This window comes from Thermomicrobiales bacterium, assembly GCA_041390825.1.
In the GTDB taxonomy this organism is placed as follows: domain Bacteria; phylum Chloroflexota; class Chloroflexia; order Thermomicrobiales; family UBA6265; genus JAMLHN01.
Genome location: JAWKPF010000026.1, coordinates 32,103 through 54,140, shown reverse-complemented (window position 1 = coordinate 54,140; position 22,038 = coordinate 32,103). Strand labels below are relative to the sequence as shown.

The window sequence follows — 22,038 nt, the reverse complement described above, 5'->3', positions numbered from 1 at the left end:
GTGGAGCCAATTGGTCTCCTCGATACGAACGTCATCCTTCGTTTCGTGATGCAGGATGTTCCCGAGCATATCGAACCTTCGGTGCAGTTCTTCGAAGCGCTCCAGCGAGGGGAGTTCACGGTGCGATTGCTCGACACCGTGGTTTTCGAATGCGTCTATGCGCTGGGAACGGTCTATGCGATGCCTCGTTCCGAAATCGCACGGATCTTGACGAGGATCCTTGCCGAGCCTGGAATCATCCTTCCTGGGAAAGAACGATACAGTGATGTTTTCGCATTCTGGGCGAAGACGAAACGTCTCTCCTTCGCCGATACATACCATCTGTTCGCCACGAAGGATCTCGGCCTCGACCAGATCATCTCGTTCGATCGAGGACTACGAGGCCTGGACGGTGTCACTCGCGTCGAGCCGCCGCTGAGGTGAGCGGCTACGCCGTTCTCTGGAGAGCTGGAACGGTTCCCTCGGCTTCGAGACGGACGAAGGGGTTGAGTCCGATCCAGTCGTAGAAGCTCATCCGCACCACCGGGTCTCCGTCCAGGGTGAGCTGCTGGTTGCGTACGGCGGACTCGGCTTCGATATCTCCCATCCAGACGCGCGTCAAGGTGGCCAGGCTGCTGGTGATCACCAGATCGACCGGGAACCCGGGATCGAAGAGGCACAGGTCGACGTTGTGCTCGCCGTCTTCTTTCACCATCCAATAGCGTCGTTTCTGCACGGGCGCGTCCGGGATGTCGAAGCGGATGACGACCCTGCCTGGCGGCATGAGATCGCCGCGAATCCAGCGGCGCATGTCCCACATCAGCAGACTCGGATCCAGATTCTCGGGTGAAAACTGGGTCCGCATGTACTTGGAACCCCAAAGCCCGATGCCGGTGATGATCGGACGCAGCGCTTCACCCGATTCTGTCAGATGATAGCTGTAGCCCTTGCCCGACGGGAGCGGCTGGCGCTCGATCAGACCGGCGCCTTCCAGATCGCGCAAACGCTGCGACAGGAGCGATGCGGACATGAGCGGCACCCCACGGTGCAGGTCGTTGAAGCGTGTGCTGCCGGCAAGCAACTCACGAAGCACCAACAAGGTCCAGCGTTCGGTGAGCACTTCGGCGGCGATCGAAATCGGACAGAACTGGCCATACCCCTTACTGCGCATCAGATGGAACTCCATTTCTCGTAGCAGAACGCTTGCTCGAATGTGACCGACGATACGAACCCATTACCGCTGATCCGGGTGTTTTGAGCATCGAGTGATGGCTGCAACCCGGGAAAAACCTCCTTGCGCCCGTCGATCTGGCTAGAGATACGCACTCCTGACTACTTCAGTTTTCGTAGTTGATTGGGTGCTTGACACCAGCATACTAGACCGAGGTTCGAACCTGATATCGGTAACAAACACTATTTGGAGGATACACGTGAGTGCTCTAGTCGAACGGATGGATGTGAATGTCGAATCAACGCTGTCTGATCTGCGTGGGCGCCTCTCGGGCGTCGTATTGACCCAGGACGATCCCGGCTACGCGGAAGCCCGCACGATCTGGAATGCCATGATCGAAGCGCGCCCTGCGCTGATTGCCCTGCCCGAGTCGGAGCAGGATGTCGTCGAACTCGTCGAATTCGCCGTGCGGACGGGCATGCCCTTCTCGGTGCGCGGCGGCGGTCACAACATCGCCGGAACCGCTCTTGCCCATGGCGGCTTGACCATCAACATGACCCGCATGCGGGATATCGCGGTCGATACCCGGCGCAACCGGGTGACCGTGCAGGCAGGCGCCAACTGGGCCGATGTCGATGCGGCACTCGAACCGTATGGAATGATCGTGCCGGGCGGCATCGTTTCCACGACGGGCGTCGCGGGATTCACGCTTGGCGGCGGGTTTGGCTGGCTCTCCCGGAGCAAGGGATACACAACCGACAGTTTGACCGGCGCGACCATCGTGACCGCAGACGGCGCCATCCGCAGGATCGACGCCGACCACGAACCCGACCTGTTCTGGGCAATTCGCGGAGGCGGTGGAAACTTCGGCGTTGTCACCAGCTTCGAGTTCGAGCCAATTACGCTCGGACCAGAGATTGCTGGCGGCCTGGTGCTCTGGCCGATGGAAATGGCGCCGGAGATCATGGATCTCTTCACGCGCGAATCGGCCAAGGCTCCAGACGAATTGATGCATGTATTGGTGATGCGGGTCGCGCCTCCGGCGCCATTCCTGCCAGCAGAGGTGCATGGCAAGCCGGTGGTTGGTATTGCCGCGATGTATGCCGGCCCGGTCGAGGACGGCCTGCAGGCGATGGCGCCGATCATGACCTATGGAACGCCACTGGCGAACACGATCAAGCCTAAGCCGTATCGCGAGCATCAGGCGTTTCTCGATTCCGGGCAGCCGTTCGGGCGGCGCTACTACTGGAAGTCGGTCTATTTCGACGATTTCAACGAGGGCGTCAAGCAAGCGTTGCTCGAGAACGGCACCAGCTTCCGCTCGCCCTTCTCGTCGATCCTGCTCCCCCATCTCGGGGGCGCGGCCAAACGCGGCGACACTGGCGCAACCGCCACCAGCCATCTCAGCCGCGAGTTTCTGGTGAACTACCAGGCGTCATGGGAAGACCCGGCGCAGGATGAAGCGATGATCGACTGGGCCAAGACGAATCATGCGTCGCTGTTGCCGTACGCGACGGGACACTATGTCAACTTCATGACCGAAGATGAAGTGCGCGATCCGGCGCGCCAGGCCTATGAGCCAGGTCTGCTCGATCGGCTGCGGCAGGTGAAGCGGCAGTTCGATCCGGACAACGTCTTCCGATTCAACAAGAACATCGCGCCGGCGTACTAGACGCCATTGCCCACGACGCGCGTCCTGTCGATGTGATGTGGCGGGACGCGCGTTTGTGCTCGTGGGTTTGCCTAAGGTGATGGAAGAGCTATTTGGGGGAATGACGATGACAGTTCTGCATGAGACGAATGGGATGAATACTGCCAGCGCCACGCGGGGCGATGTGGGCAGATACTGGGGAACGACGTTCGATACTCGCCCGGTTGGGATAACAACCACACAAGCCGCCGCTGGCGCAGGAGGGCGGGGCCGCTTTGCCCGCGCACTGGAGCCGTCCAGGGACGGGCGGCCACCGAAGCTCATTCTGTCCGGGCCGCGTCCGGCCTGGACCATACGTCCCGTTCCGACGGCGGAGATCGAGCAATTGCTGGGGCACGACTGCGACATGCATGCAGCCGAATGGCCCATGAGCGCGGTTCCGACGGTAAACCCGGCAGAGCCTGCCACCGCCGGTGCTCGAGGCTCGAAGCAACGGGTCGAACAATCGCCGAAGGGCACACCGGTCCTCACCCGACGCGAGCGGGAGATTGCGACGCTGGTTGCATCCGGGTATTCGAATCGCTCGATTGCGGACCAGCTTTTCATCGCGCGGTCGACGGTGGAGCGGCATATTGCCAATATCCTGAGCAAGTTCGGGTTTAGCTCGCGCACCCAGATTGCGACCTGGGTGGTGACGTCCCGCCTATCGGGAGCGTGACGCGCGGCCGTGAGCGGATTGCTCCGGTCTCATGGGGAGATACGGTACGCTGGTGTCGACATGAGGGAAGGACCAATGACTGACACCGTGCATCTCCCAACCAACAAGATCGAGCTGCTCGCGTTCATGACCGATCAATGGAACGCGTTGGTCTCCGCGAGTGACCGGTTCTCCGACGATGTCTGGTTGGGACCGACGAATGCCGCCGGTTGGAACATCCGGGATCACGTTGGTCATGTGGCGACCTGGTTACGCGTAGAAAAGCCTCTGCTGGCCGCGGGCACGCCGATCTGGCAAACCGCGGGTATGCCGCAGGAGCTTTGGGACGCCGGGGATACCGATGCGATCAACGAGTGGTATCGGAAATCGATCGTGACGAAGTCGCCCGCGGAGGTACGGGTCGAGCGCGATCGTGTGTTCCCGGCGCTCTTCGAGGTCGTCGCGGCGATGCCGGAAGCCGATCTGGCCAACCCGGCCCGGGTCATTGGGCTGGAAGCAAGCGACCGGCCGCTGCTCACCGTCATGACGGAGAACTATGGGCTCCATTTCGACGATCACCGGGCGCAGATCGAGGCGCTCGGCGCAATGGCCGAGCGCTCCTGACGCCCGAATCCCGGTCTTGGCAGCCACGGAGGGCTGTCACTACGCGGGGGGACCGTGCTGCCCGGAGGGCTGCCGCTACCGGGAAGCGGAGCCTTGGGACTGTCTCAACCCCGGAACTGGAACGAGACCGGGCCGATTTCGGACCCGTCGGGCAAGACCTGGGGAGAGTGTGTCCAGTTCATCCAGATCTCGGTGCTCCCATTGTGGGAGCGCCGCACGCCCTCCGGGAGCCGGACGGTGGGCACGCCGGCTTCGGACATGACCTGTTCCAGCACCGTGGTGACCAGCTCGCTGCTCCAGGCGCCAATGGAGGTCGCGTTGCCGTTGCGCGTGACGGCGGCCTGACCGGCCAACGGTCCGTCGTCGTAGCTCACTATCAGTTCGGCGTCGATCGGTTCGTATGACTCGGCCCAGGTTTCGACCTCGAATCCGCCGGCATGGACGAACAACCCGGGGCGCAGACCATCGAAGTTCAGCAACCGCTGACCGACCAGTGAGCGCAACGGTCCAGGTTGGCCGTCTTCCTGCACGCGTCCGGTGGGGGTGCGATAGGCGGTGCGCGGACCAAAGACCAACCTGGCGCCGGCGGCATAGCTCGCCAGGTGCGCGGCGCGTTCTGGACCCATGAGTTGCAGCGCCGGCGCGACGATGACCGCGTAGCCGCTCAGATCGTGGTCGGGATGGCGGATATCGACATCGAGTCCGAGCGAGCGCAACGCGCTGTAGAAGAGCATCGTCTGGCGGACATAGCTCGCGCGGGCGCTGTGCGGCTGGACGTCGTAGGCCCATTGCGACTCGTAGTCGTGCAGCAGGGCAACACGCGCCGGTACGCCGCCATTGGCGCGGCCGGCCATTTCCATGCGGGCGATTTCCTGGCCGCCCCGGTCGAGTGTTTCGTCGTGACGCAGCAAGCCGGAGTGCATGAGTTCCTGAGCGATCGTTGCCGCGCGCCAGCGGAAATAGCTCACGCAGCTTGCCCCATGAGCGTACGCCTGGGCGGTCCAGAGCTGCACCGCCCCGTCTGCCTGGATGCAGTTGGACGGCGCCCAGTTCACCTGACCGGCTCCCTGCTCCATCACCCAGAAGGCGCGGCGTCCCTTGAGTCCGCGATAGACATCGTGGTTCCAGGAGACATAGTCCGGATGTCCGGTGCGGGCCCATTTGACGCGCTCTTCATCGGAAAGGGGCGCGCGTTCCACCTGGCCGAGGGGATAGCTGTCCCAGGAGGCGAAGTCGAGCAACTCCACGTTCTTGTAGTGGTCGAACTCGTTGAAGTGCATCATGTAGTTGTGGGTGATCCAGCGCCCGGGCGACAGCTCGCGGATGATGGCTACTTGCTGAGCCTGGAATTCGGTGACCGCATCGCTGGCGAAGCGATAGAAATCGAGCACGTGGCTCGGATTCATATCCGTGACCATGTTGAACGGCGGATCGATCTGCGACCAGGCCGTGTATTCCTGGCTCCAGAAGATGTTGCCCCACGCTTCGTTCAATGCCGTCAGCGTGCCGTACTTCGCTTCCAGCCACTCCCGAAAGGCGACCGCGCTGGCCCCGCCGTAGGAGCGAATGGTGCTGTGGCACCCCCATTCGTTGTCGGTTTGCCACCCCGCGACGGCGGGATGCTGGCCGTAGCGTTCCGCGACCGCTCGCGTGATACGGCGTGAGTGTTCGCGATAGATCGGGCTGGCGTGGTCGTAGTGCTTGCGCGAACCGAAATTGCGCACCATGCCATTCGAACCGATCGGAAGAATCTCCGGATGCTTGCGGATCAACCAGGCGGGAGGCGTGGCAGTCGGCGTGCACATGACGACCTGGAGTCCGGCATCGGCCAACGCTTCGACCGCATCGTCCAGCCATTGCCAATCGAAAACGCCCTCCTGCGGTTCCATTTTCGACCAGGCGAATTCCGCCACACGCACATAGGTGATGCCGAGTTGTTTTTGCCGTTCCGGATAGTGCTTCCACTGCTCCCAGGGGACATGTTCGGGATAATCGCAAACGCCCAGCGCGAAGTTCGATGGAATGGGAGGAAGAGTTTCGATCACGAGCGGGGTCTCCTGTTCAATTGGCGAACACGCCGCATCGGGAGAGCCGACGCGCGCAGCGGACAGCGTCAGATTCTACTCGCGCATTTGGCGGCGATCATCGTTTTCCACCCGAATTGCCTCCTGGGCAAAATCGATTGCATCGCTCATTGCTTTTTCTGAAGGCGAACTGAGCGGCGTTGACACCGGCAAAATGCGGGCCTACTCTTTGGACCGTCTGAACAATCAGAGCGCGGCTGTTTGCATTCGTGCCGCCGCGAACGCGACGATAGTGAGGTGTTTATGTCGACTCGACGCAGTGAGTTCTCACCCCGTGCCTCGGTGGCCGGCTATCAGCTTGGACGCCGTGGGTTGTTGAAGGCCGGAGCCGGCATGGCAGGAGCGGCAGCGCTCGGAATGAAGCTCGATCCCCGCTTCGCCAGCGCCGCGCAACTCGATCTCGGATCGGCCACTGGCGAAGTCTCGTTCGGCTCGAACTATTCGAACGAGGTGGATTCGCAAGCGATCAAGGCCGCCGTCGAATCAATTCCGAACCCGAACGTCACCGTCAAGATCAACACGACGGACCACAACACCTATCAGGAGAACATCACCACCTACCTGCAGAACCCGGACGATGTCCTCTGCTGGTTCGCCGGTTACCGCATGCGCTACTTCGCCGATCAGGGGCTGCTCGGCCCGATCGACGATGTTTGGGGGCAGGGTCTGAACGAAACGATGACCGAGGCCTTCAAGCTCGCGTCCACTGGCGACGACGGACTCCTCTACTTTGTGCCGTTCTATTACTACGCCTGGGGCATCTACTATCGGCCGAGCGTGTTCGAGGCGAATGGCTGGACTCCTCCGACCAACCTGGACGAGCTCAAGGCGCTGGCCGAAGCGATGCAAACCGCGGGCATTACCCCATTCGCCTTTGGCAATGACGGCCGCTGGCCGGCGATGGGCACCTTCGACCAGCTCAACTTCCGCCTCAACGGGTACCAGTTCCACGTGGACCTGATGGCCGGCAAGGAAAGCTGGACCGACGACCGCGTCAAGAATGTCTTCCAGATGTGGACCGAGTTCCTCCCGTGGCACCAGGAAAACCCGAATGGCCGCACATGGGAAGAGGCCGCCGCGACGCTTGTCGACGGTACGTCCGGCATGATGACCATCGGCACCTTTGTGGGATCGCAGTTCCCGGATGCCGACACCTCCGATCTCGACTTCTTCGTCTGGCCGGAGCTCAATCCGGAGTTTGGCATTGGCACGGTCGAGGCCCCGATCGACGGGTTCCTGATGGCCAAAGATCCCAAGAACCCGGAAGGGGCCAAGGAACTGCTGTATCACCTGGGTACCGCCGCTGGGCAAGAGGCGTACATCGCCGTGAATCCGAGCGTGGTGGCAACCGCCGCCGATGTCGATCCGAGCGGGTATACCCCCTTGCAGCTCAAGGTGCTGGAGGCAGTGTCGAGCGCGACGGGTGTGACCCAGTTCCTGGACCGCGACACCAGCCCAGAATTCGCCTCGAACGTGGCGGGTCAGGCGTTTGCCGACTTCATTGCCGATCCGAGCAGCATCGACGGCATTCTCGAGGACATGCAGGCTCAGGCCGAGGTCATCTTCGAGCAATAGCATCGCAAGGGAGCCCGCCGGCCATGGCCGGCGGGCGTCTCGCCATCTCCTGAACCAAAGGCCGAGGACACGCCGTGGACATCTCCAACGCCGCAAACACCGAACTTCAGGAATCCCTGCGCCCCTACCCGGCTGTAGCGACCAGGAAGAAGTCGCGTTGGTTCAGCCAGTTCGACGGGCGGGACAAATGGATCGCGTTGGCGATGATCGGCATCCCAACGCTGCTGCATGTGGCGCTGGTCTGGTTTCCGACGATTAGCTCGATCTTCCTCTCTTTCACCAACTGGAAGGGGATCCGCTTCAGCGATATCGAGTGGGTCGGGCTAAAGAACTATGAACAGATTTTCGGGGCGTTCCAGAAGGCCACCTACCAGGCAATGCTCAACAACCTGGTGTTGTTGATCTTCCTCTTTATCGGACCGACCGCGTTTGGCATTCTGCTGGCGTATTTGCTCGACAAGAACATCCGAGGCACCCGCATCTATCAGGGTGTCTTCTTTACGCCGGTGGTGCTCTCGCTCGCAGTCGTCGGCTTCATTTGGAAGAGCGTCATCTACTCGACCGAAAACGGTCTCGCGACCCAGCTCTTCGGTGACGGAAAGTCGGTCGACTGGTTGGGCAATCAGTCGTTCCTGATCCCGATTGGGGACACCTACGGAGTCTCGCGCAACTTCGTCGCCATCTTGATCGCGATCGCCTGGCGGCATTCGGGGTACATCATGGTGCTCTATCTTGCCGGTCTGAAATCGGTCGATCCGACGCTGCGGGAAGCAGCGCTGCTGGACGGCAGCAACGAATGGCAGACCTTCCGCCATGTCATCTTCCCATCGCTCAAGCCGGTCAATGTGGTCGTGCTGGTCATCACGGTCATCGAAGCGTTGCGCGCCTTCGACATCATCTTCGTGCTCAACACGCCGCGCAAGACCGAAGTGCTCTCCATTCTGACGACAAACAACCTGCTGGGTGAAGGCGGCGGCAATGTGGGCCGCGGATCGGCGTACGCCACCATCCTCTTCGTCCTCTGCTTCGGTTTCGTGATCTGGTATGTCACCAATCACTATCGCAACACGCAGGAAGGAGCCGATTCATGAGCGCTACGGCTCCGGCATACAGCCACAAGAAGAAGGGCCACTTCAGCCTTGGGCGGATTCTCCTGTATGGGTTCGTCACGCTCACCGCGCTCGTCTGGATGGTGCCGCTGCTCGGCGCGCTCTATGCGTCGCTCCGGCCCTTCGCCGAGACCGTGCAGAACGGATTCTTCTCGAAACCGGACACCCTGACGCTCGACAACTACCGCAATGCCTGGGCGCAGGGCGATATCGCGCGCAAGTACTGGAACACTGCGCTCATCCTGGTGCCGGCGCTGGTCTGCACGCTCTTCTTTTCCAGCATGGTGGCGTTCATCTGCAGCCGGTTTACCTGGCGCTTCAATATCTTCATGCTCTGCCTGTTCACGGCGGGCAACCTGCTGCCGCAGCAGATCATCATCCAGCCCCTCTTTCAGATGTACAACCGAATCCCCCTGCCGGACTGGATGTCCAACTCCGGCAAACTGAACGGCAGCACCTGGGGGATCATTCTGATCCATATTGCCTTCCAGAGCGGTTTCTGCACCTTCGTGCTGAGTAACTACATGAAGCTGTTGCCGAAATCGCTGAACGAAGCGGCGCGCATCGATGGCGCCGGGGTTTGGAAGCAGTATTGGCAGATCATCATGCCGCTCACGCTACCAGCACTTGCGGCGCTGGCGACGCTGGAATTCACCTGGATCTATAACGACTTCTTCTGGGCGGTGGTGCTGGAGCAGCAAGGCGCTGACCGGCCGATCACCTCATCGCTGGCCAACCTGGGCGGCGAATTTTTCACCGACGACAACCTGATCGCAGCGGCGTCGGTCTTCGTAGCGCTGCCGACTCTGGTCGTCTACTTCGCTCTGCAGCGGTATTTCATCTCAGGTCTGACCATCGGGGCCGAGAAGGGGTAGATGGAGCTGAGCAGCGGCCTGGGTGGCATTCCAGGCCGCTGAGTTCACATGTTAGCTCGCGGGTGTCGCTTCCGGGGTTCCCTCGCCGAACGAGGCAAAGAGCTCGTCTAGTGTCATCACCGGGGTGCCCGGCGCTTCGGCCATCACACGGGTTCCGGTGACCGTTCCCGGGCCGGCTTGCCCAGTAGTTGCGCCATCGGGACTTAGCAACTCGATGGTGTATTCGCCGGTGAAGCTGTTTCCATCGGCGCTGACCTCCAACGATGCCCGCACCGTATAGCCGCCGTCGTACACGCCGGAGTCATCTCCGAAGTATTGGCTGAAGGTGATGGTGGCAGTTGTCGGTCCAGTAGGCTGCCAGACTCCAAGCGTCGTATCGCTTCCTTGCACATCGATAAGCGTGCCATCTGATGTGAAGGTGATGTTCTCTGGCACGTTGTTATCCATGCTTTGATCGTTGTCCACCAACCAGGTACCCACCAGCGGATGATCCTGGGTTGTGACGTCCTGGGCGCTGAGTTCTGCATGGGCTGGGCCGATCGCCACAATTCCGACGAAGAGCAGGAGGGCGGCAATCGCGGTGGCCGTGAGCACATTGGAACGGTTCATGATGCCTCCTAACGCCAACCGTTGTTCGGTCCGGTCGCATGGCGCGACCGGGAATTTGATGGATTGGCGTTTCTCCCTACAACATAGGATCGAGCTTGCATTCTGTCTACTCCCTTCGACGGTCCATTGGGTCAAGGGACATGCTGACGCGGCATGCGTGGGACGATCACCGTTGCGTGTTGAAGGGAGGAACACCCATGCTCAGTCGTGGGAAGTTCAGATCCCAAACGAGCGCCGAGTCCCAGGAACGAACGAGTTGATGGAGAGCATGCTGCCTCAGCAGGTACTTTCGCGCGAGATGATGGGATTTCCGCTGTAGTCTGCGCGCCAATGTGAGATGGCTTGCATCGAACGTGCTATTGCCCCGGCATCTGCTCCTGACTACACTGCGAGTCTCCAGGAACCTGATTGCCTCGTGGGTCGTGTCAAGTGGGAGTGCGTAATGGCTTCATCCTCGCCGAGGGCGCATGTCGGCTCCACCGTTATCTTGCTGACCCTGGCGGCTGGGCAGTTCGTGATGACGCTCGATAGCTCGGTCATGAACGTGTCCATCGCAACGGTAGCAGCCGACGTGGGCACGACCGTTACCGGGATCCAGACCGCAATCACGCTGTACACGCTGGTCATGGCGTCGCTGATGATCATCGGCGGGAAGATCGGGGCCAAGATTGGCTACCGAAGAGCGTTCATGATTGGGTGTCTTGTCTACGGCGCCGGCTCGCTCGTAACGGCCGTTTCGCAAAGCCTGCCTGTGCTGCTCGCCGGATGGTCGATTCTCGAAGGCGTTGGCGCCACGCTCATTTTGCCGTCGATTGTTGCGTTGGTTGCAGTCAACTTCGATGCGAGTGAACGCCCCAAGGCGTTCGGCATCGTTTCGGCAGCCGGCGCCATGGCCGTGGCCGCGGGCCCACTGATCGGTGGCTTCATGACGACCTATTTCTCATGGCGCTGGGTGTTCGTCGGTGAGGTTGTCGGCATCGCCGTCATCTTCTTCATCGCGCGTAGATTGAGCGATCCAGAGCGGGAGACTGAGTCGCCACTTGACCTGACCGGCGCCGTGCTGACGGCCACCGGCCTGGCGATTTCGGTCTTTGGAGTTTTGCGCTCCTCGTCCTGGGGTTGGGTTCGATCCAAACCGGGTGCGCTAGAACTCTTCGGGATTTCAGCCACCTTTTGGTTCATTGTCGTTGGTTTGCTGATCCTCTGGTTGTTGCTGCAATGGGAGAACCGGCTGGAACGGGACGGAAGAACGCCGCTGATTCGGCCGTCGATGTTCAGGAACGAGCGACTGACCAGCGGCATGACCATGTTCTTCTTCCAGTACCTGATTCAGTCCGGTGTGTTCTTCGTTATTCCGCTTTTCCTTTCGATCGTGTTGGGGCTCTCGGCACTCGATACTGGCGTTCGCTTGTTGCCGCTTTCGCTGTCCCTCCTGGTTGCGGCGCTGGGGGTGCCGAAGTTCTTCCCGAATGTCTCGCCGCGACTGGCCGTTCGGGTGGGCGTGCTCTGCATGCTGGGCGGCGTGCTGTTGCTGCTGTCGGGTATCGATCTGGATGCCGGCGTCGAGATCGTTGCCGTTCCGCTGTTGTTGCTCGGCGCGGGAATCGGCACGCTGGCCTCCCAGTTGGGAAGTGTCACGGTTTCATCCGTCCCGGACAGCCAAAGCTCGGAGGTGGGCGGCTTGCAGAATACCGCTACGAATCTGGGCGCGTCGCTCGGTACCGCACTGGCGGGATCGGTATTGATCGCGGTGCTGACATCCTCATTGCTGGGCGGACTGCAGACCAATGGCGACGTTCCCCCGAGTGTCACCTTGTCGGCAACGACGCAGCTCGCGAGCGGTGCTCCTTTCGTCTCGGACGCCGCCCTGCAGCAGGCATTGGATAAGGCCGGCATCACCGGTGTGGAACAGAACGCGATTGTGGACGCCAACCGTCGCGCCCGTATCGATGCGCTCGATGCCTCGCTCGCGCTGATTGCAGTCGCCGCAGTACTCGCGCTGTTTGCTGCCCAGCGAATTCAGACCACACAGCCCGGCGACCCAGACAGCGGCGCCGGCCTTCCAGCCGCTGGTTGAGGTGGGCAGCCGCTCGCTTCACCGTTGCTGAGTTTGGATGAACTGCGGCTTCCGGTCAGGCTGATGGGGAGCATGGTTTTCGGCGCGAGGCGTTCTCGGCAGGATCCCTAATACAAGACCTTCCGATACTCCTCTTGCCGTTTGCCCTGGGATTCGTCTGGCGGTTCCCAGCCCTTTTGTTCGGCCATCATGGCGCCGATGGTGGGGATGGTGTCCGGGTCGGGCCAGGTCTCGGTTTTCCACAGCCCGGCGCGCAAGAACGAGCGCGAGCAGTGGACATAGACCTCGTCGATCTCCACGACCGTGGCCAATTTCGGAACCTTTCCCTGCACCTGCATCGATTCCAGCATCGCGGGATCGTCGGTCAGGAATGCCCGTCCGTTGACGCGCACGGTTTCTTCCACCGCGGGTACGACGAAAATCAGGCCGATATGCGGGTTTTGCAGAATATTGCGATGCCCATCGACGCGGCGGTTCCCCAACCGGTCGGGAATGACCATGGTGCGTGCGTCGAGAATCTTCACCGAGCTCTTGGGGTCGCCCTTCGGCGAGACATCGACATTTCCCTCAGCGTCCGAGGTGGCGATCATGAAGAAAGGCGCCGCCGCGATGAATTGTTCGAGCAGCGGCGTCAGATAGGACGTGTGCTTCTGGAGGATCAGGTCGTTCGGCTCACCGTTGATCGCGTAGACCTCTTCGATCGTGGTGAGCTGACGGCTACGCAATCGCTCGATGACGCTGACTTCCTCGACAATCGACATCCGTTTCGCTCCCATTCCTGATCTGAAACCCGTAGAGATCGCACATCGAACGTGCGTGGTGGGCTGCCGAACACCGGGAATCCTACAGAACTTTGCGGGATCGGGGACGGCAGCGTTCACGGCAGGGGAAGCTGGGCCTGCGGCACGCTTTGGTTCCCACTACCTGACGATTCCCTCGAATTCCTGGACGACCAAGGTAGCGCCTTACAGCAGCGTGTGAGTCCTTGACATTCCCTTTCGGTCGCGCCATATTGTTGCCGTCCAATCAGGGCGCGCGACGGCGCCAAATCGGTCGAATGTCAAACGACTTCAAAGGGGGACTCGTCTATGTCGCTCAATCGTCGTTCGCTTCTGAAGGGCACCGGCGCTGCCGGAGCCGCGGTGGCCGCTAGCGCTATGGCGCCGAAGGTCTTCCGCTCCTCGACCGCATCCGCGCAGGATACGGTCAAACTCAGCGTCTGGAAGGCGCCGCACACCCCAGACGATCAAAAGTTCTTCGATGAAAAGCTGGCCGCCTATGCGGAAGCCAATCCTGGCATCGAAGTCGAATATCGCGTCACCCCATGGGAGACCTGGCAGGAAACCTATACCGCTGCCTTCGCGGGCAGCGATCCGCCCGATGTCTCGTACATGGTCAACAGCTTTTTCCCCAAGTTCGCTGACGCGGGCGCCCTAGTGCCGCTGAGCGCCATCGAGGGCGCGAATATTGCCGAAGACTGGGAGCCGCTCTACGATCCGGCGATCTGGGGGCTTGGCGCGCGCAATGGCGAGGCGTATGGCATCCCGTTCTTGCAGTCGGGTATTTCGCTGGTGTGGAACAAGGCGCTTTTCGAGGAGGCCGGACTCGACCCGGAGACGCCGCCGGCCACCTGGGATGAGCTGATCGAGTTCGCGAAGCAGCTCACCAAGGAAGACGGTTCCCAGTGGGGCTACTCCATCATGGATAACACCACCGGCGAGATGCTGAACTTCGTGCCGGTGCCGATCGTGAACTACGGCGGTCCGTTGGCCACCGACGATGACACCGAATGGCTGGCGACCGGTCCTGAGTACGAGAAGGGCCTGCAGCTCCAGATCGACATGATCCAGACGGACAAGACCGCGCCGCCGCTGGGCACTTATGTCGGCCACGATGTCGACAAGGCGTTCCTCGACGGCAAGATCGCCATGCAACTCAGCTACGCCAGCTTCCTGCAACCGCTCATGAAGGACTATCCCGACTTCCAGATGGGTGTCGCGATGCCGCCTGCCGGGCCGATGAACGACCTCTCGTTGGGTGGTGTTGGGTATTGGATGATGGCGAATGCCAGTGAGGCCAAACCGGAAGCCTGGGCACTGATGGAATATCTCTCGAGCGCGGAGCTCGTCACCGAGTACGCGCAACTTTCGAGCCTCTTCGCGTCGCGCACGGATGTCAATCCGTTCGAGGGAAATGCGCTTTCCGAAGCGTTCGCGGCAACGCAGAAGAATTACATGCGCCTGCCGGCGCTGCCGTTCGACTACTGGACGATTCTGATGCCAGAGGTCGAGGGCGCGCTCAATGGGCAAACCTCGGCAGCAGACGCGCTGTCGGTTTCGGCCGAGCGCATCAACGAACGGATCGCCGAAGGAAGTTAGCCTGCCCGAACGAGTGGTCAACGAACCGGGTCGGAAGCGATTCCGATCCGGTTCGCTTGATCCGCGAACGAACAAGATCACCCTGTAGTCATCCTGAACGTAGCGAAGGATCTCACCCTGTCGCTCCGGATTCGGCAAGACGCGTGAGACTCTTCCTCCGCTCAGAGTGACTGGTGCGTGCGGTGCGGCTCGGCGCGCACGCTCGACGAAACGAACGAGGTCATCGTGGCGCAAGCAACGAGCGCGCTAAGCCAACCGGCCCCCGCTCCGACAACACTCACCGCTCCCCGGAGCGTCCGGCTCAGAAAGATCATCGGTCCCTACGCCTTCATTCTTCCGAAGCTGCTCATCTTTGCGGTGTTCATGCTCTATCCGCTCATCCGGGCGGGAGCGCTTACCTTTCAGGGGGGCGCGATTCTATCCGGTCTCAAATGGGTCGGATTTCGTAACTACGAAAAGATCATCCATGATGAGCTCTTCTGGACCAGCCTGAAGAACACGGTTTATTACACCGTGCTGGTCATCCCCACGGTTTTGATCGTTGGTATTGGATTGGCCGCCCTACTCAACCGGCCGATCCGCTTTCGCCCGCTCTGGATCGTGCTGCTGATCGTTCCGAACGTCGCGTCCACCGTGGCGGCATCGGTGATCTGGACCTACTTGCTGCAAACCGATGGCGGGGTGATCAACCGCATCATCGGCGTTTTCGGCATTGGCCCGATCAACTTTCTTGGCACACCCGAGTATGTGATTCCGGTCTTCGTTGCGCTCGAAGTCTGGCGCGGGGCCGGGTTCTACATGATCCTCTTCCTGGCTGCCATGCAGAGTATCCCGAAGCATCTCTATGACGCGGCCGCCATCGATGGCGCCACGGGGTTTCAGGCGTTCCGGTTGGTGACTCTCCCGCTCATGCGCCCAACCATTCTGTTTGCTACGGTGATGGCGACTATCTGGAACCTGCAACTCTTCGATTCACCGTATGTCATGACCAAAGGCGGCCCCGGACACGCTTCGACCACGGTGGTCATGTACATCTATCAGCAGGCGTTCCGTTACGACTCTATGGGGCTGGCAGCAACGATGTCGGTCATCCTCCTGCTGATCATCATGACCCTGGCGCTTCTGCAGCTCGTCATCTTCCGCAAGGAGGTTCAATTCTGATGAGCGCGGTCACTGCCCCCACGACTCCGCCAAAGGTCATCGCGCGCGATCCCAAGGTCGTGCGCAACGAGCGGCTGAAAGATGCTGCCACGTACCTGCTGCTCATCATCGCCTGCACACTCACCACCGGGCCGATCATCTTCCTGGTGGCTACTTCCCTGAAAGAGACCTACACCAAGACGGTCGATCTTTCGGTCTTTCTGAATCCCACCTTCGTGAACTACTCGAAGATCTGGAACGAACACCCCTTCAAGGACTGGATGCGCAATAGCCTGCTGGTGGCGACCGCGGTCACCATCGGCATTCTGATTCTCGATTCGTTGGCCGGCTATGCTTTCGCACGCAAGAAGTTCCGCGGAAAAGATACGATCTTCTTCCTGATCCTGGCGACGCTCATGGTGCCGCTGCCGGTGACGTTGTTGCCGATCTTCTTGTTGGCGAACGACCTCGGCTGGATCGACACCTATCGCGCGCTCATTTTCCCTGCGCTCGCCTATCCGGTCGGGGTCTTCATGATGCGCCAGTTCATCGAGACGATTCCCGGAGAGTTGGAGGATGCCGCTCGCATCGATGGTATGAGCGATCTCGGTATTTATCTGCGGGTGATCCTGCCGCTCTGCATTCCGGGATTGGCTGTGCTCGGCCTCTACACCTTCACCACGAGCTGGGGCGCGTTTCTCTGGCCGCTGATCGTTGCCACCAGCGACGCAACCCGCACGATCCCACCTGGTTTGGCAACGATTCCCGGCCAGTACAACACCGATTGGGGTCTGGCGACGGCGGCTACCGTCGCGAGCATGATTCCCATGCTCTTCATCTTCCTCATCTTCCAGCGCTATCTGCGGCAGGGCTTCAGCGGCGGCCGCTCGACCAAGGGGTAATCGCCATGGCTGAAGTTCGCATCGAACGCATCGTCAAGGAGTTCGGCGCGGTCCGGGCGGTGAATGATGTCTCGTTGACAATTCGCGACCGGGAATTTCTGGTGCTGCTGGGCCCATCCGGCTGTGGCAAGACCACTCTGCTGCGCATGATCGCGGGGTTGGAGGAACCGACCGCGGGCGAGATCTTCATCGACGATACATTGGTGAATTTCACGGCGCCCAAGGACCGCGATATCGCAATGGTTTTCCAGAACTATGCGCTCTATCCGCACATGGATGTGACCAGCAATATTGCGCTCGGACTGAAACTGCACAACACGCCGAAGCAGATCATCACCGCCCGGCTGAACGAGGCGGCCGATTGGCTCCAGCTCACGCCTTTGCTCAAGCGATACCCGCGGCAGCTTTCCGGTGGGCAGCAGCAACGGGTGGCGCTGGGACGCTCGGTGGTCCGTGAACCGAAGGTCTTCCTGATGGACGAGCCGCTTTCGAATCTCGATGCTCGATTGCGTGTGAACATGCGCACCGAGCTGATCAAGATGCATCGCCAGCTGGGAGCGACCATTGTCTACGTCACACACGATCAAAGCGAAGCGATGACGATGGCGACCCGCGTTGCGATCATGCGCAACGGCGTGATCCAGCAACTTGCGCCACCGCTGGAGGTCTACCGGCACCCGGCGAACAAGTACGTCGCCACCTTCATGGGCAACCCGGAAATGAACTTCATCGAAGTTACTGCCGAGCAACATGGCAATCACTGGAGGCTGGTTGGAAACTCTGTTGAGTTGCCGGTCTCCGCAGAGCATGGCGCGCTTCTGGCCGCGCATCCCGGGAATCACTTCTGGCTCGGTCTCCGGCCGGAGGCGCTGTCGATCGCAGCCCCGTCCGCGCACGGGCATGGGATTGCGGGCATGGTCGACGTCGTCTCGCCGATGGGGCCGAACACGCTGGTCTATGTGTTGGTGGACGGGTCGAGCATCGTGGCCGATGTCTCGTCAGACATCGAACCGGCTGAGGGTGAGAGCGTCAAGCTGACGTTCGAAGAAGCCCGGACGCATGTGTTCGATTTCGACACCGAAGCCGCGCTCTGGTAGCTGTTTCCAGATCGTAGCAGAGGGCTTCTCTCCCCTCACGGTTGGCGGTCATTCAGACGGCGAACGAGGAGTTGATCCCGTGTCTCCACGAGATGGACGATTTCGTGCCCAACGGCTGGATCCGCATTCCGGACGGACACATCTCCTTCACCATCTGGGAAGCCGCCGAACAACTCGCGGCCTGCGATGCGTTCATCGCTGATTTCATGGCCGCGCACCCGGTCATCACCCAGAACGGCACCACCGAGGTTTACGCCGGCGCCATCGGGTATGCGGACGTGCTTGGGAGGCGACTAGACGCTAACCTGGCTGCGCAAGAGATGTTTGCGCGGAGAATTACTGGCTCCCGCCCGATCGCCTAGTTTCCGTACCGGCGACAAGCGTCGCCATAGGAATGACCAGGGTGAGCGGGCGGTCGGCGAGCGCCACGGCACCAAAATTGGCGTACCAGGCCGCAGCTCTCTCATTCTTTGCGTCAATAACGAAGAGCGAGCCCCCAACCTCATTTGAGGCTCGTATGCATCTCGTGGCTGCGGCCGTGAGGAGCTGGCTCCCAAGTCCGTGTCCAGTAACTCGAACATCGGTTGCGATTCGCGCGAGCTTGAATCCCCCAACGTCGTGACGGGCAAATCCGCGAATCATGAATGGTGGAACGCGTTCGTATTCGATCGACGTTGGAACAATCGTGTAAAAGCCGAGCACTCTGCCAGGATCTGAGTCATCTATAGCGCAGAACGTCTTCGTGGCACTTTGGTCGTGACTCTGACGCGCATATCGATGCAAGAAGTGATTCATTTCATCGTCGCCGCAATCGAACTCATTCCTGCGGTGCGATTTGCTGATCGGCTCCTCGTGCCACGACGGCAGCGTCACAGACTATCTGGCAATGCAGCAAATGCGGCTTTGAGCTTTTCATTTGGCTCTGGAGGATTCTCCAGAAGTTCCATGATGAGTGCAAAATCACGCTCCGAGACGGTGATTCTTTCTTCCTTCTCGATGACCGCGTTTGCTTCTCGCAGCGCAGATTGTGTGACGAACTGTGTCAGGTCCATTCCCTGAATCGCTGCGGCTCGAGATATCCGTGCCTTGTGGTCCGGAGAAACGCGGATCTGCAATCGCTTGTTTGTCTCGACGGTGGTTCTTGCCATATGATCTCCGATCGATGATGTACTCCTTCAAAGAGTACGCCATCGAGCCAGTGGAATCGAACTACTGAATTCGACCCCTCGCCAGGACCGGCCAGATGGCTTCGATGATTCCGTTGCGGACGCCGTAGAAGTTCTCGTGCAGGTGGTTGCACTGGTCCGAGTAGCCGACGCGGTAGAAGATGCGATCACCGACGCCGGGGGTATCGGACGGTTCGGCGAGGATGATCTTGCCGTGCTCGGCAGAGAATGCCTGTTCCACATACGCGGGGACATTCTGCGGAATCGGGGCGAGGTTCGAGGGATCGACGGTCTTGCGGCCGGCGTCGGTGAGGATGCGGTCCGGCTGGGGGCGGCTGACCACTTGCGCCATGATCGACAGCGCCGGTTCCACGTTCGCGCCGAGATCGAGATACATCTGGTCGCCCCAGATGCCGCCGCCCGCTTGCACTTCGGTGACACCTTCGATGCTGGCGGTCGTCAGATAGGTGCCGGTGCCACCGGCAGAGACGATTTCGACGGGAATGCCGCGAGCGCGCACCTGCTCGGCCATATCGACCAACTTACCGACCGACTCCCGGATGGCGGCGTCGCGCGCGGCCGGGTCGGTAATCTTCATGCAATGCCCTTCCCAGGTCATCAACCCTGCGAGCTTCAGGCCGTCCATGTTGGCGATGAGCTCGGCGAGGCGCAACACCTGATCGCCGGGCAACTGACCGCCGCGGTTCATACCGGTATCGAGCTCGATGACCGCTTCCGGATGCGTGCCGAGGGCGGCCGCGGCGTCGTCGAGTTGCCGCGCCTGGATCTCGCTATCGACCGCCAGAATCAGGCGGGTCTGGGCGGCGAGGGCGGCCGCGCGGCGCGCCTTGATCGGACCGACGACCTGGTTCGGCACCATGATGTTGCCGATTCCGCTGGCTGCCATGACCTCGGCTTCGCCCAGTTTCGCGCAGGCGATACCGATCGCTCCCGCGCCCAGCTCCAGATGCGCGATCGCGGGGGACTTGTTTGCCTTGCTATGCGGACGCCATTCCGAACCGCGTGACTTGATGTCGGTCGCCATGGCCGTGATATTGCGTTCGAGCGCATCGAGGTCGACCAGCAGCGCGGGTGTGTCGAGCTGCTCGATTGGGAGACCGACGAGCGTGGTGAGCATGTGCAGCGTGTCCTTCTCTGCGTGGGAGCCGATGAGCGTTGGCCGCTCCGGCAGTCCAATTTGTCATGGCGTGATTGTCGCCGGAACCTTGCAGACGCGCTGACCGGCATGCGCAACGCTATTGGGTGACTGGCGTGGTCTCCAGATAGCGATGGACGGCGGATATGACCACCGATCCCTCGCCGACCGCGCTGGCGACCCGTTTGATCGAACCGGAGCGGACATCGCCCACCGCGAACACCCCTGGCATGCTCGTTTCGAACGCGCTGCGCGGCTTGGCGGGATCGGCAATCGGCAGATCGGGACCAGTCAAAACGAACCCGGCCTCGTCGAGCGCTATCGCTCCCCGCAGCCATTCCGAACATGGGTCCGCGCCGATCATGACGAACAACGCGCTCGCGGACAAGACGCGTTCTGAGCCCGCGCTCTCTTGCACCACGACCTCGGCGATCCGTTGCTCGCCGTGCAAGGCAGTTACCTCGCTCCCCAGGAGGATCTCGACATTCATGGCTTTGCGCAGGCGAGAGATCAGGTATTGCGACATGCTCGATTCCAGGTCGTCTCCCCGATGGACCAGGTGGACCGTCGCGCACCGCTCCGCGAGAAACATCGCAGCCTGTCCGGCAGAGTTGCCTCCCCCGACGACGACAACCGGTTCGTCGCTGCAGAAGCGCGCTTCCAATTCGGTGGCGGCGTAGAAGACGCCCGAAAGCGACCCTTCTCCCGGGAGCCCAAGCGTGCGGTAGCGAGCGCCGGTGGCGATGACCACGCTTCGCCCACGGAGCGACTGGCCGTATTCCATTTCGATTTCGAAGAGATCGTCCGCGCGGCGAAGCGCTATCGCGTTGTTCGGCACGGTCACACGCGCGCCGAACTTGAGCGCCTGCACTTCGGCGAGAAACGCGAGATCGGTGCCAGAAATCCCGGTCGGGAAGCCAAGATAGTTCTCGATCCGGGAGGAGGCGCCCGTTTGCCCTCCGATGGCGATGCTGTCGGCCACGATCGTGTTCAGGCCTTCCGACGCCGCGTACACCGCCGCGGAGAGCCCCGCGGGGCCAGCGCCGACCACCAGCAGATCGGCCGGTGCTGTCTGGTCGATGGCCAGATCGAGCCCCAGTGCCCTGGCGACTCGCCACGGACTCGGGTCGGCCAGCGCGGTTTGGTTGCGGACGATGGCCCAGACACGCCCGCTTGCGGCTACCCCAGTCCGCTCGAGCAGGTCGAGCGCGACCGGATCGTCCGGGGAGAGCCAGCGAAAGGGAATCTGGTTGCGATCCACGAATTCCGCGACGCGCAACAGGGATTGCGAAGTCGGCGGACCGATGAGGGTCAGGGTGTTATCGGCCAGATAGATCAATGCCTTGCGGCGCAAGGAGAGGGTGGAAACGAGCAAGTCCCCGAGCGCGGGCACCGTCGCGATCACCGTCCGGAGCCGGTCGGGTGGCACGATCAGCACCTCGCCGGCATCTTTGACCTCACAGGTGGCCCAGGCGGTTTGCCCGGTGAGCAGGCTCAACTCGCCGATGAACTGCCCCGGTTCGGCGATCAGGATGTTGCGGTCGTACCCATCGGAGCGGTCGATCGCGCATACGCGTCCGGAGAGAACGACGATCAGCGCCGGGCGTTGCGCGCCCGCGGACCAGAGCACTTCTGCAGCCACGGTCGACCTGGTCTCGCCAAAGCGGCGCAGCACGTCGATCTGATCCGGTGACAAGACCGGATCCAGTTCGGCCGGATCGATTCCTGATGCGTCGAACGACATGCGC

Annotated in this window: 20 protein-coding genes; 13 read left to right on the top strand and 7 right to left on the bottom strand. The window is 61.1% G+C overall.

What is annotated here, in order from left to right:
- Nucleotides 1–423, top strand: a complete 423-nt coding sequence (locus tag R2855_14305) for a PIN domain-containing protein (protein ID MEZ4532176.1) — start codon at nt 1–3, stop codon at nt 421–423.
- 4 nt (nt 424–427) lie between these two features.
- Here R2855_14305 and R2855_14300 read toward each other — a convergent pair whose 3' ends face one another.
- Nucleotides 428–1,150, bottom strand: a complete 723-nt coding sequence (locus R2855_14300) for a helix-turn-helix domain-containing protein (GenBank protein ID MEZ4532175.1) — start codon at nt 1,148–1,150, stop codon at nt 428–430.
- A gap of 259 nt (nt 1,151–1,409) precedes the next feature.
- Between R2855_14300 and R2855_14295 the strand changes: the two genes are divergently transcribed.
- The 3 genes from R2855_14295 (at nt 1,410) to R2855_14285 (ending at nt 4,122) form a co-directional block, all read left to right on the top strand.
- Nucleotides 1,410–2,822: an FAD-binding oxidoreductase gene (locus R2855_14295; GenBank protein ID MEZ4532174.1), complete on the top strand. Its 1,413-nt coding sequence runs from the start codon at nt 1,410–1,412 to the stop codon at nt 2,820–2,822.
- 106 nt (nt 2,823–2,928) lie between these two features.
- Complete coding sequence (locus tag R2855_14290; GenBank protein MEZ4532173.1) at nt 2,929–3,519, top strand: helix-turn-helix transcriptional regulator; 591 nt, start codon at nt 2,929–2,931, stop codon at nt 3,517–3,519.
- Nucleotides 3,520–3,594: 75 nt separating this feature from the next.
- On the top strand, nt 3,595–4,122 hold the full coding sequence (locus R2855_14285) for a DinB family protein (GenBank protein MEZ4532172.1): 528 nt from the start codon (nt 3,595–3,597) through the stop codon (nt 4,120–4,122).
- Between the two features lie 104 nt (nt 4,123–4,226).
- Here R2855_14285 and R2855_14280 read toward each other — a convergent pair whose 3' ends face one another.
- On the bottom strand, nt 4,227–6,167 hold the full coding sequence (locus R2855_14280) for a beta-galactosidase (GenBank protein ID MEZ4532171.1): 1,941 nt from the start codon (nt 6,165–6,167) through the stop codon (nt 4,227–4,229).
- Nucleotides 6,168–6,449: 282 nt separating this feature from the next.
- Here R2855_14280 and R2855_14275 point away from each other — a divergent pair, with 282 nt between their 5' ends.
- From R2855_14275 to R2855_14265, 3 genes are all read left to right on the top strand, one after another.
- Entirely contained in the window at nt 6,450–7,781 is a 1,332-nt protein-coding gene (locus R2855_14275) for an ABC transporter substrate-binding protein (GenBank protein ID MEZ4532170.1), read from the top strand.
- Nucleotides 7,782–7,855: 74 nt separating this feature from the next.
- Nucleotides 7,856–8,872 carry a sugar ABC transporter permease gene (locus R2855_14270; protein ID MEZ4532169.1) on the top strand — a complete coding sequence of 339 codons (1,017 nt, stop codon included), beginning with the start codon at nt 7,856–7,858 and terminating at the stop codon, nt 8,870–8,872.
- The gene (locus R2855_14265; protein ID MEZ4532168.1) at nt 8,869–9,765 is read left to right on the top strand and encodes a carbohydrate ABC transporter permease; all 897 of its coding nucleotides are present in this window, start codon (nt 8,869–8,871) and stop codon (nt 9,763–9,765) included. Before R2855_14270 ends, R2855_14265 begins: the two co-directional genes overlap by 4 nt.
- A 51-nt stretch (nt 9,766–9,816) precedes the next feature.
- Here R2855_14265 and R2855_14260 read toward each other — a convergent pair whose 3' ends face one another.
- Nucleotides 9,817–10,374: a hypothetical protein gene (locus R2855_14260; protein MEZ4532167.1), complete on the bottom strand. Its 558-nt coding sequence runs from the start codon at nt 10,372–10,374 to the stop codon at nt 9,817–9,819.
- Nucleotides 10,375–10,816: 442 nt separating this feature from the next.
- On the opposite strand from R2855_14260, the gene R2855_14255 reads away from it, so the two are divergent.
- Nucleotides 10,817–12,451 (top strand): MFS transporter, encoded by a 1,635-nt coding sequence (locus R2855_14255; protein MEZ4532166.1) that lies wholly within the window; start codon nt 10,817–10,819, stop codon nt 12,449–12,451.
- Nucleotides 12,452–12,558: 107 nt separating this feature from the next.
- Here the strand turns inward: R2855_14255 and R2855_14250 are convergent, their stop codons facing one another.
- A complete protein-coding gene (locus tag R2855_14250) occupies nt 12,559–13,212 on the bottom strand; it encodes a pyridoxamine 5'-phosphate oxidase family protein (GenBank protein MEZ4532165.1) in 654 nt (217 codons plus the stop codon).
- 327 nt (nt 13,213–13,539) lie between these two features.
- Here R2855_14250 and R2855_14245 point away from each other — a divergent pair, with 327 nt between their 5' ends.
- The 5 genes from R2855_14245 to R2855_14225 all read left to right on the top strand — a co-directional run bounded on the left by R2855_14245 (nt 13,540) and on the right by R2855_14225 (nt 18,330).
- The gene (locus R2855_14245) at nt 13,540–14,829 is read left to right on the top strand and encodes an extracellular solute-binding protein (protein ID MEZ4532164.1); all 1,290 of its coding nucleotides are present in this window, start codon (nt 13,540–13,542) and stop codon (nt 14,827–14,829) included.
- A gap of 225 nt (nt 14,830–15,054) precedes the next feature.
- Nucleotides 15,055–15,990, top strand: coding sequence for a sugar ABC transporter permease (locus tag R2855_14240; protein MEZ4532163.1), 936 nt, complete (start codon nt 15,055–15,057; stop codon nt 15,988–15,990).
- Nucleotides 15,990–16,871 carry a carbohydrate ABC transporter permease gene (locus R2855_14235; protein ID MEZ4532162.1) on the top strand — a complete coding sequence of 294 codons (882 nt, stop codon included), beginning with the start codon at nt 15,990–15,992 and terminating at the stop codon, nt 16,869–16,871. Before R2855_14240 ends, R2855_14235 begins: the two co-directional genes overlap by 1 nt.
- 5 nt (nt 16,872–16,876) lie before the next feature.
- Nucleotides 16,877–17,968 (top strand): ABC transporter ATP-binding protein, encoded by a 1,092-nt coding sequence (locus R2855_14230; protein MEZ4532161.1) that lies wholly within the window; start codon nt 16,877–16,879, stop codon nt 17,966–17,968.
- Between the two features lie 104 nt (nt 17,969–18,072).
- Nucleotides 18,073–18,330, top strand: a complete 258-nt coding sequence (locus R2855_14225) for a hypothetical protein (protein ID MEZ4532160.1) — start codon at nt 18,073–18,075, stop codon at nt 18,328–18,330.
- Nucleotides 18,331–18,837: 507 nt separating this feature from the next.
- Here R2855_14225 and R2855_14220 read toward each other — a convergent pair.
- The 3 genes from R2855_14220 to R2855_14210 form a co-directional block, all read right to left on the bottom strand.
- On the bottom strand, nt 18,838–19,116 hold the full coding sequence (locus R2855_14220; GenBank protein ID MEZ4532159.1) for a DUF1778 domain-containing protein: 279 nt from the start codon (nt 19,114–19,116) through the stop codon (nt 18,838–18,840).
- 61 nt (nt 19,117–19,177) lie between these two features.
- Nucleotides 19,178–20,272, bottom strand: coding sequence for an alanine racemase (locus R2855_14215; GenBank protein MEZ4532158.1), 1,095 nt, complete (start codon nt 20,270–20,272; stop codon nt 19,178–19,180).
- A 118-nt stretch (nt 20,273–20,390) separates the two neighbouring features.
- Nucleotides 20,391–22,034, bottom strand: coding sequence for an FAD-dependent oxidoreductase (locus R2855_14210; protein MEZ4532157.1), 1,644 nt, complete (start codon nt 22,032–22,034; stop codon nt 20,391–20,393).
- Nucleotides 22,035–22,038: the final 4 nt, after the last annotated feature.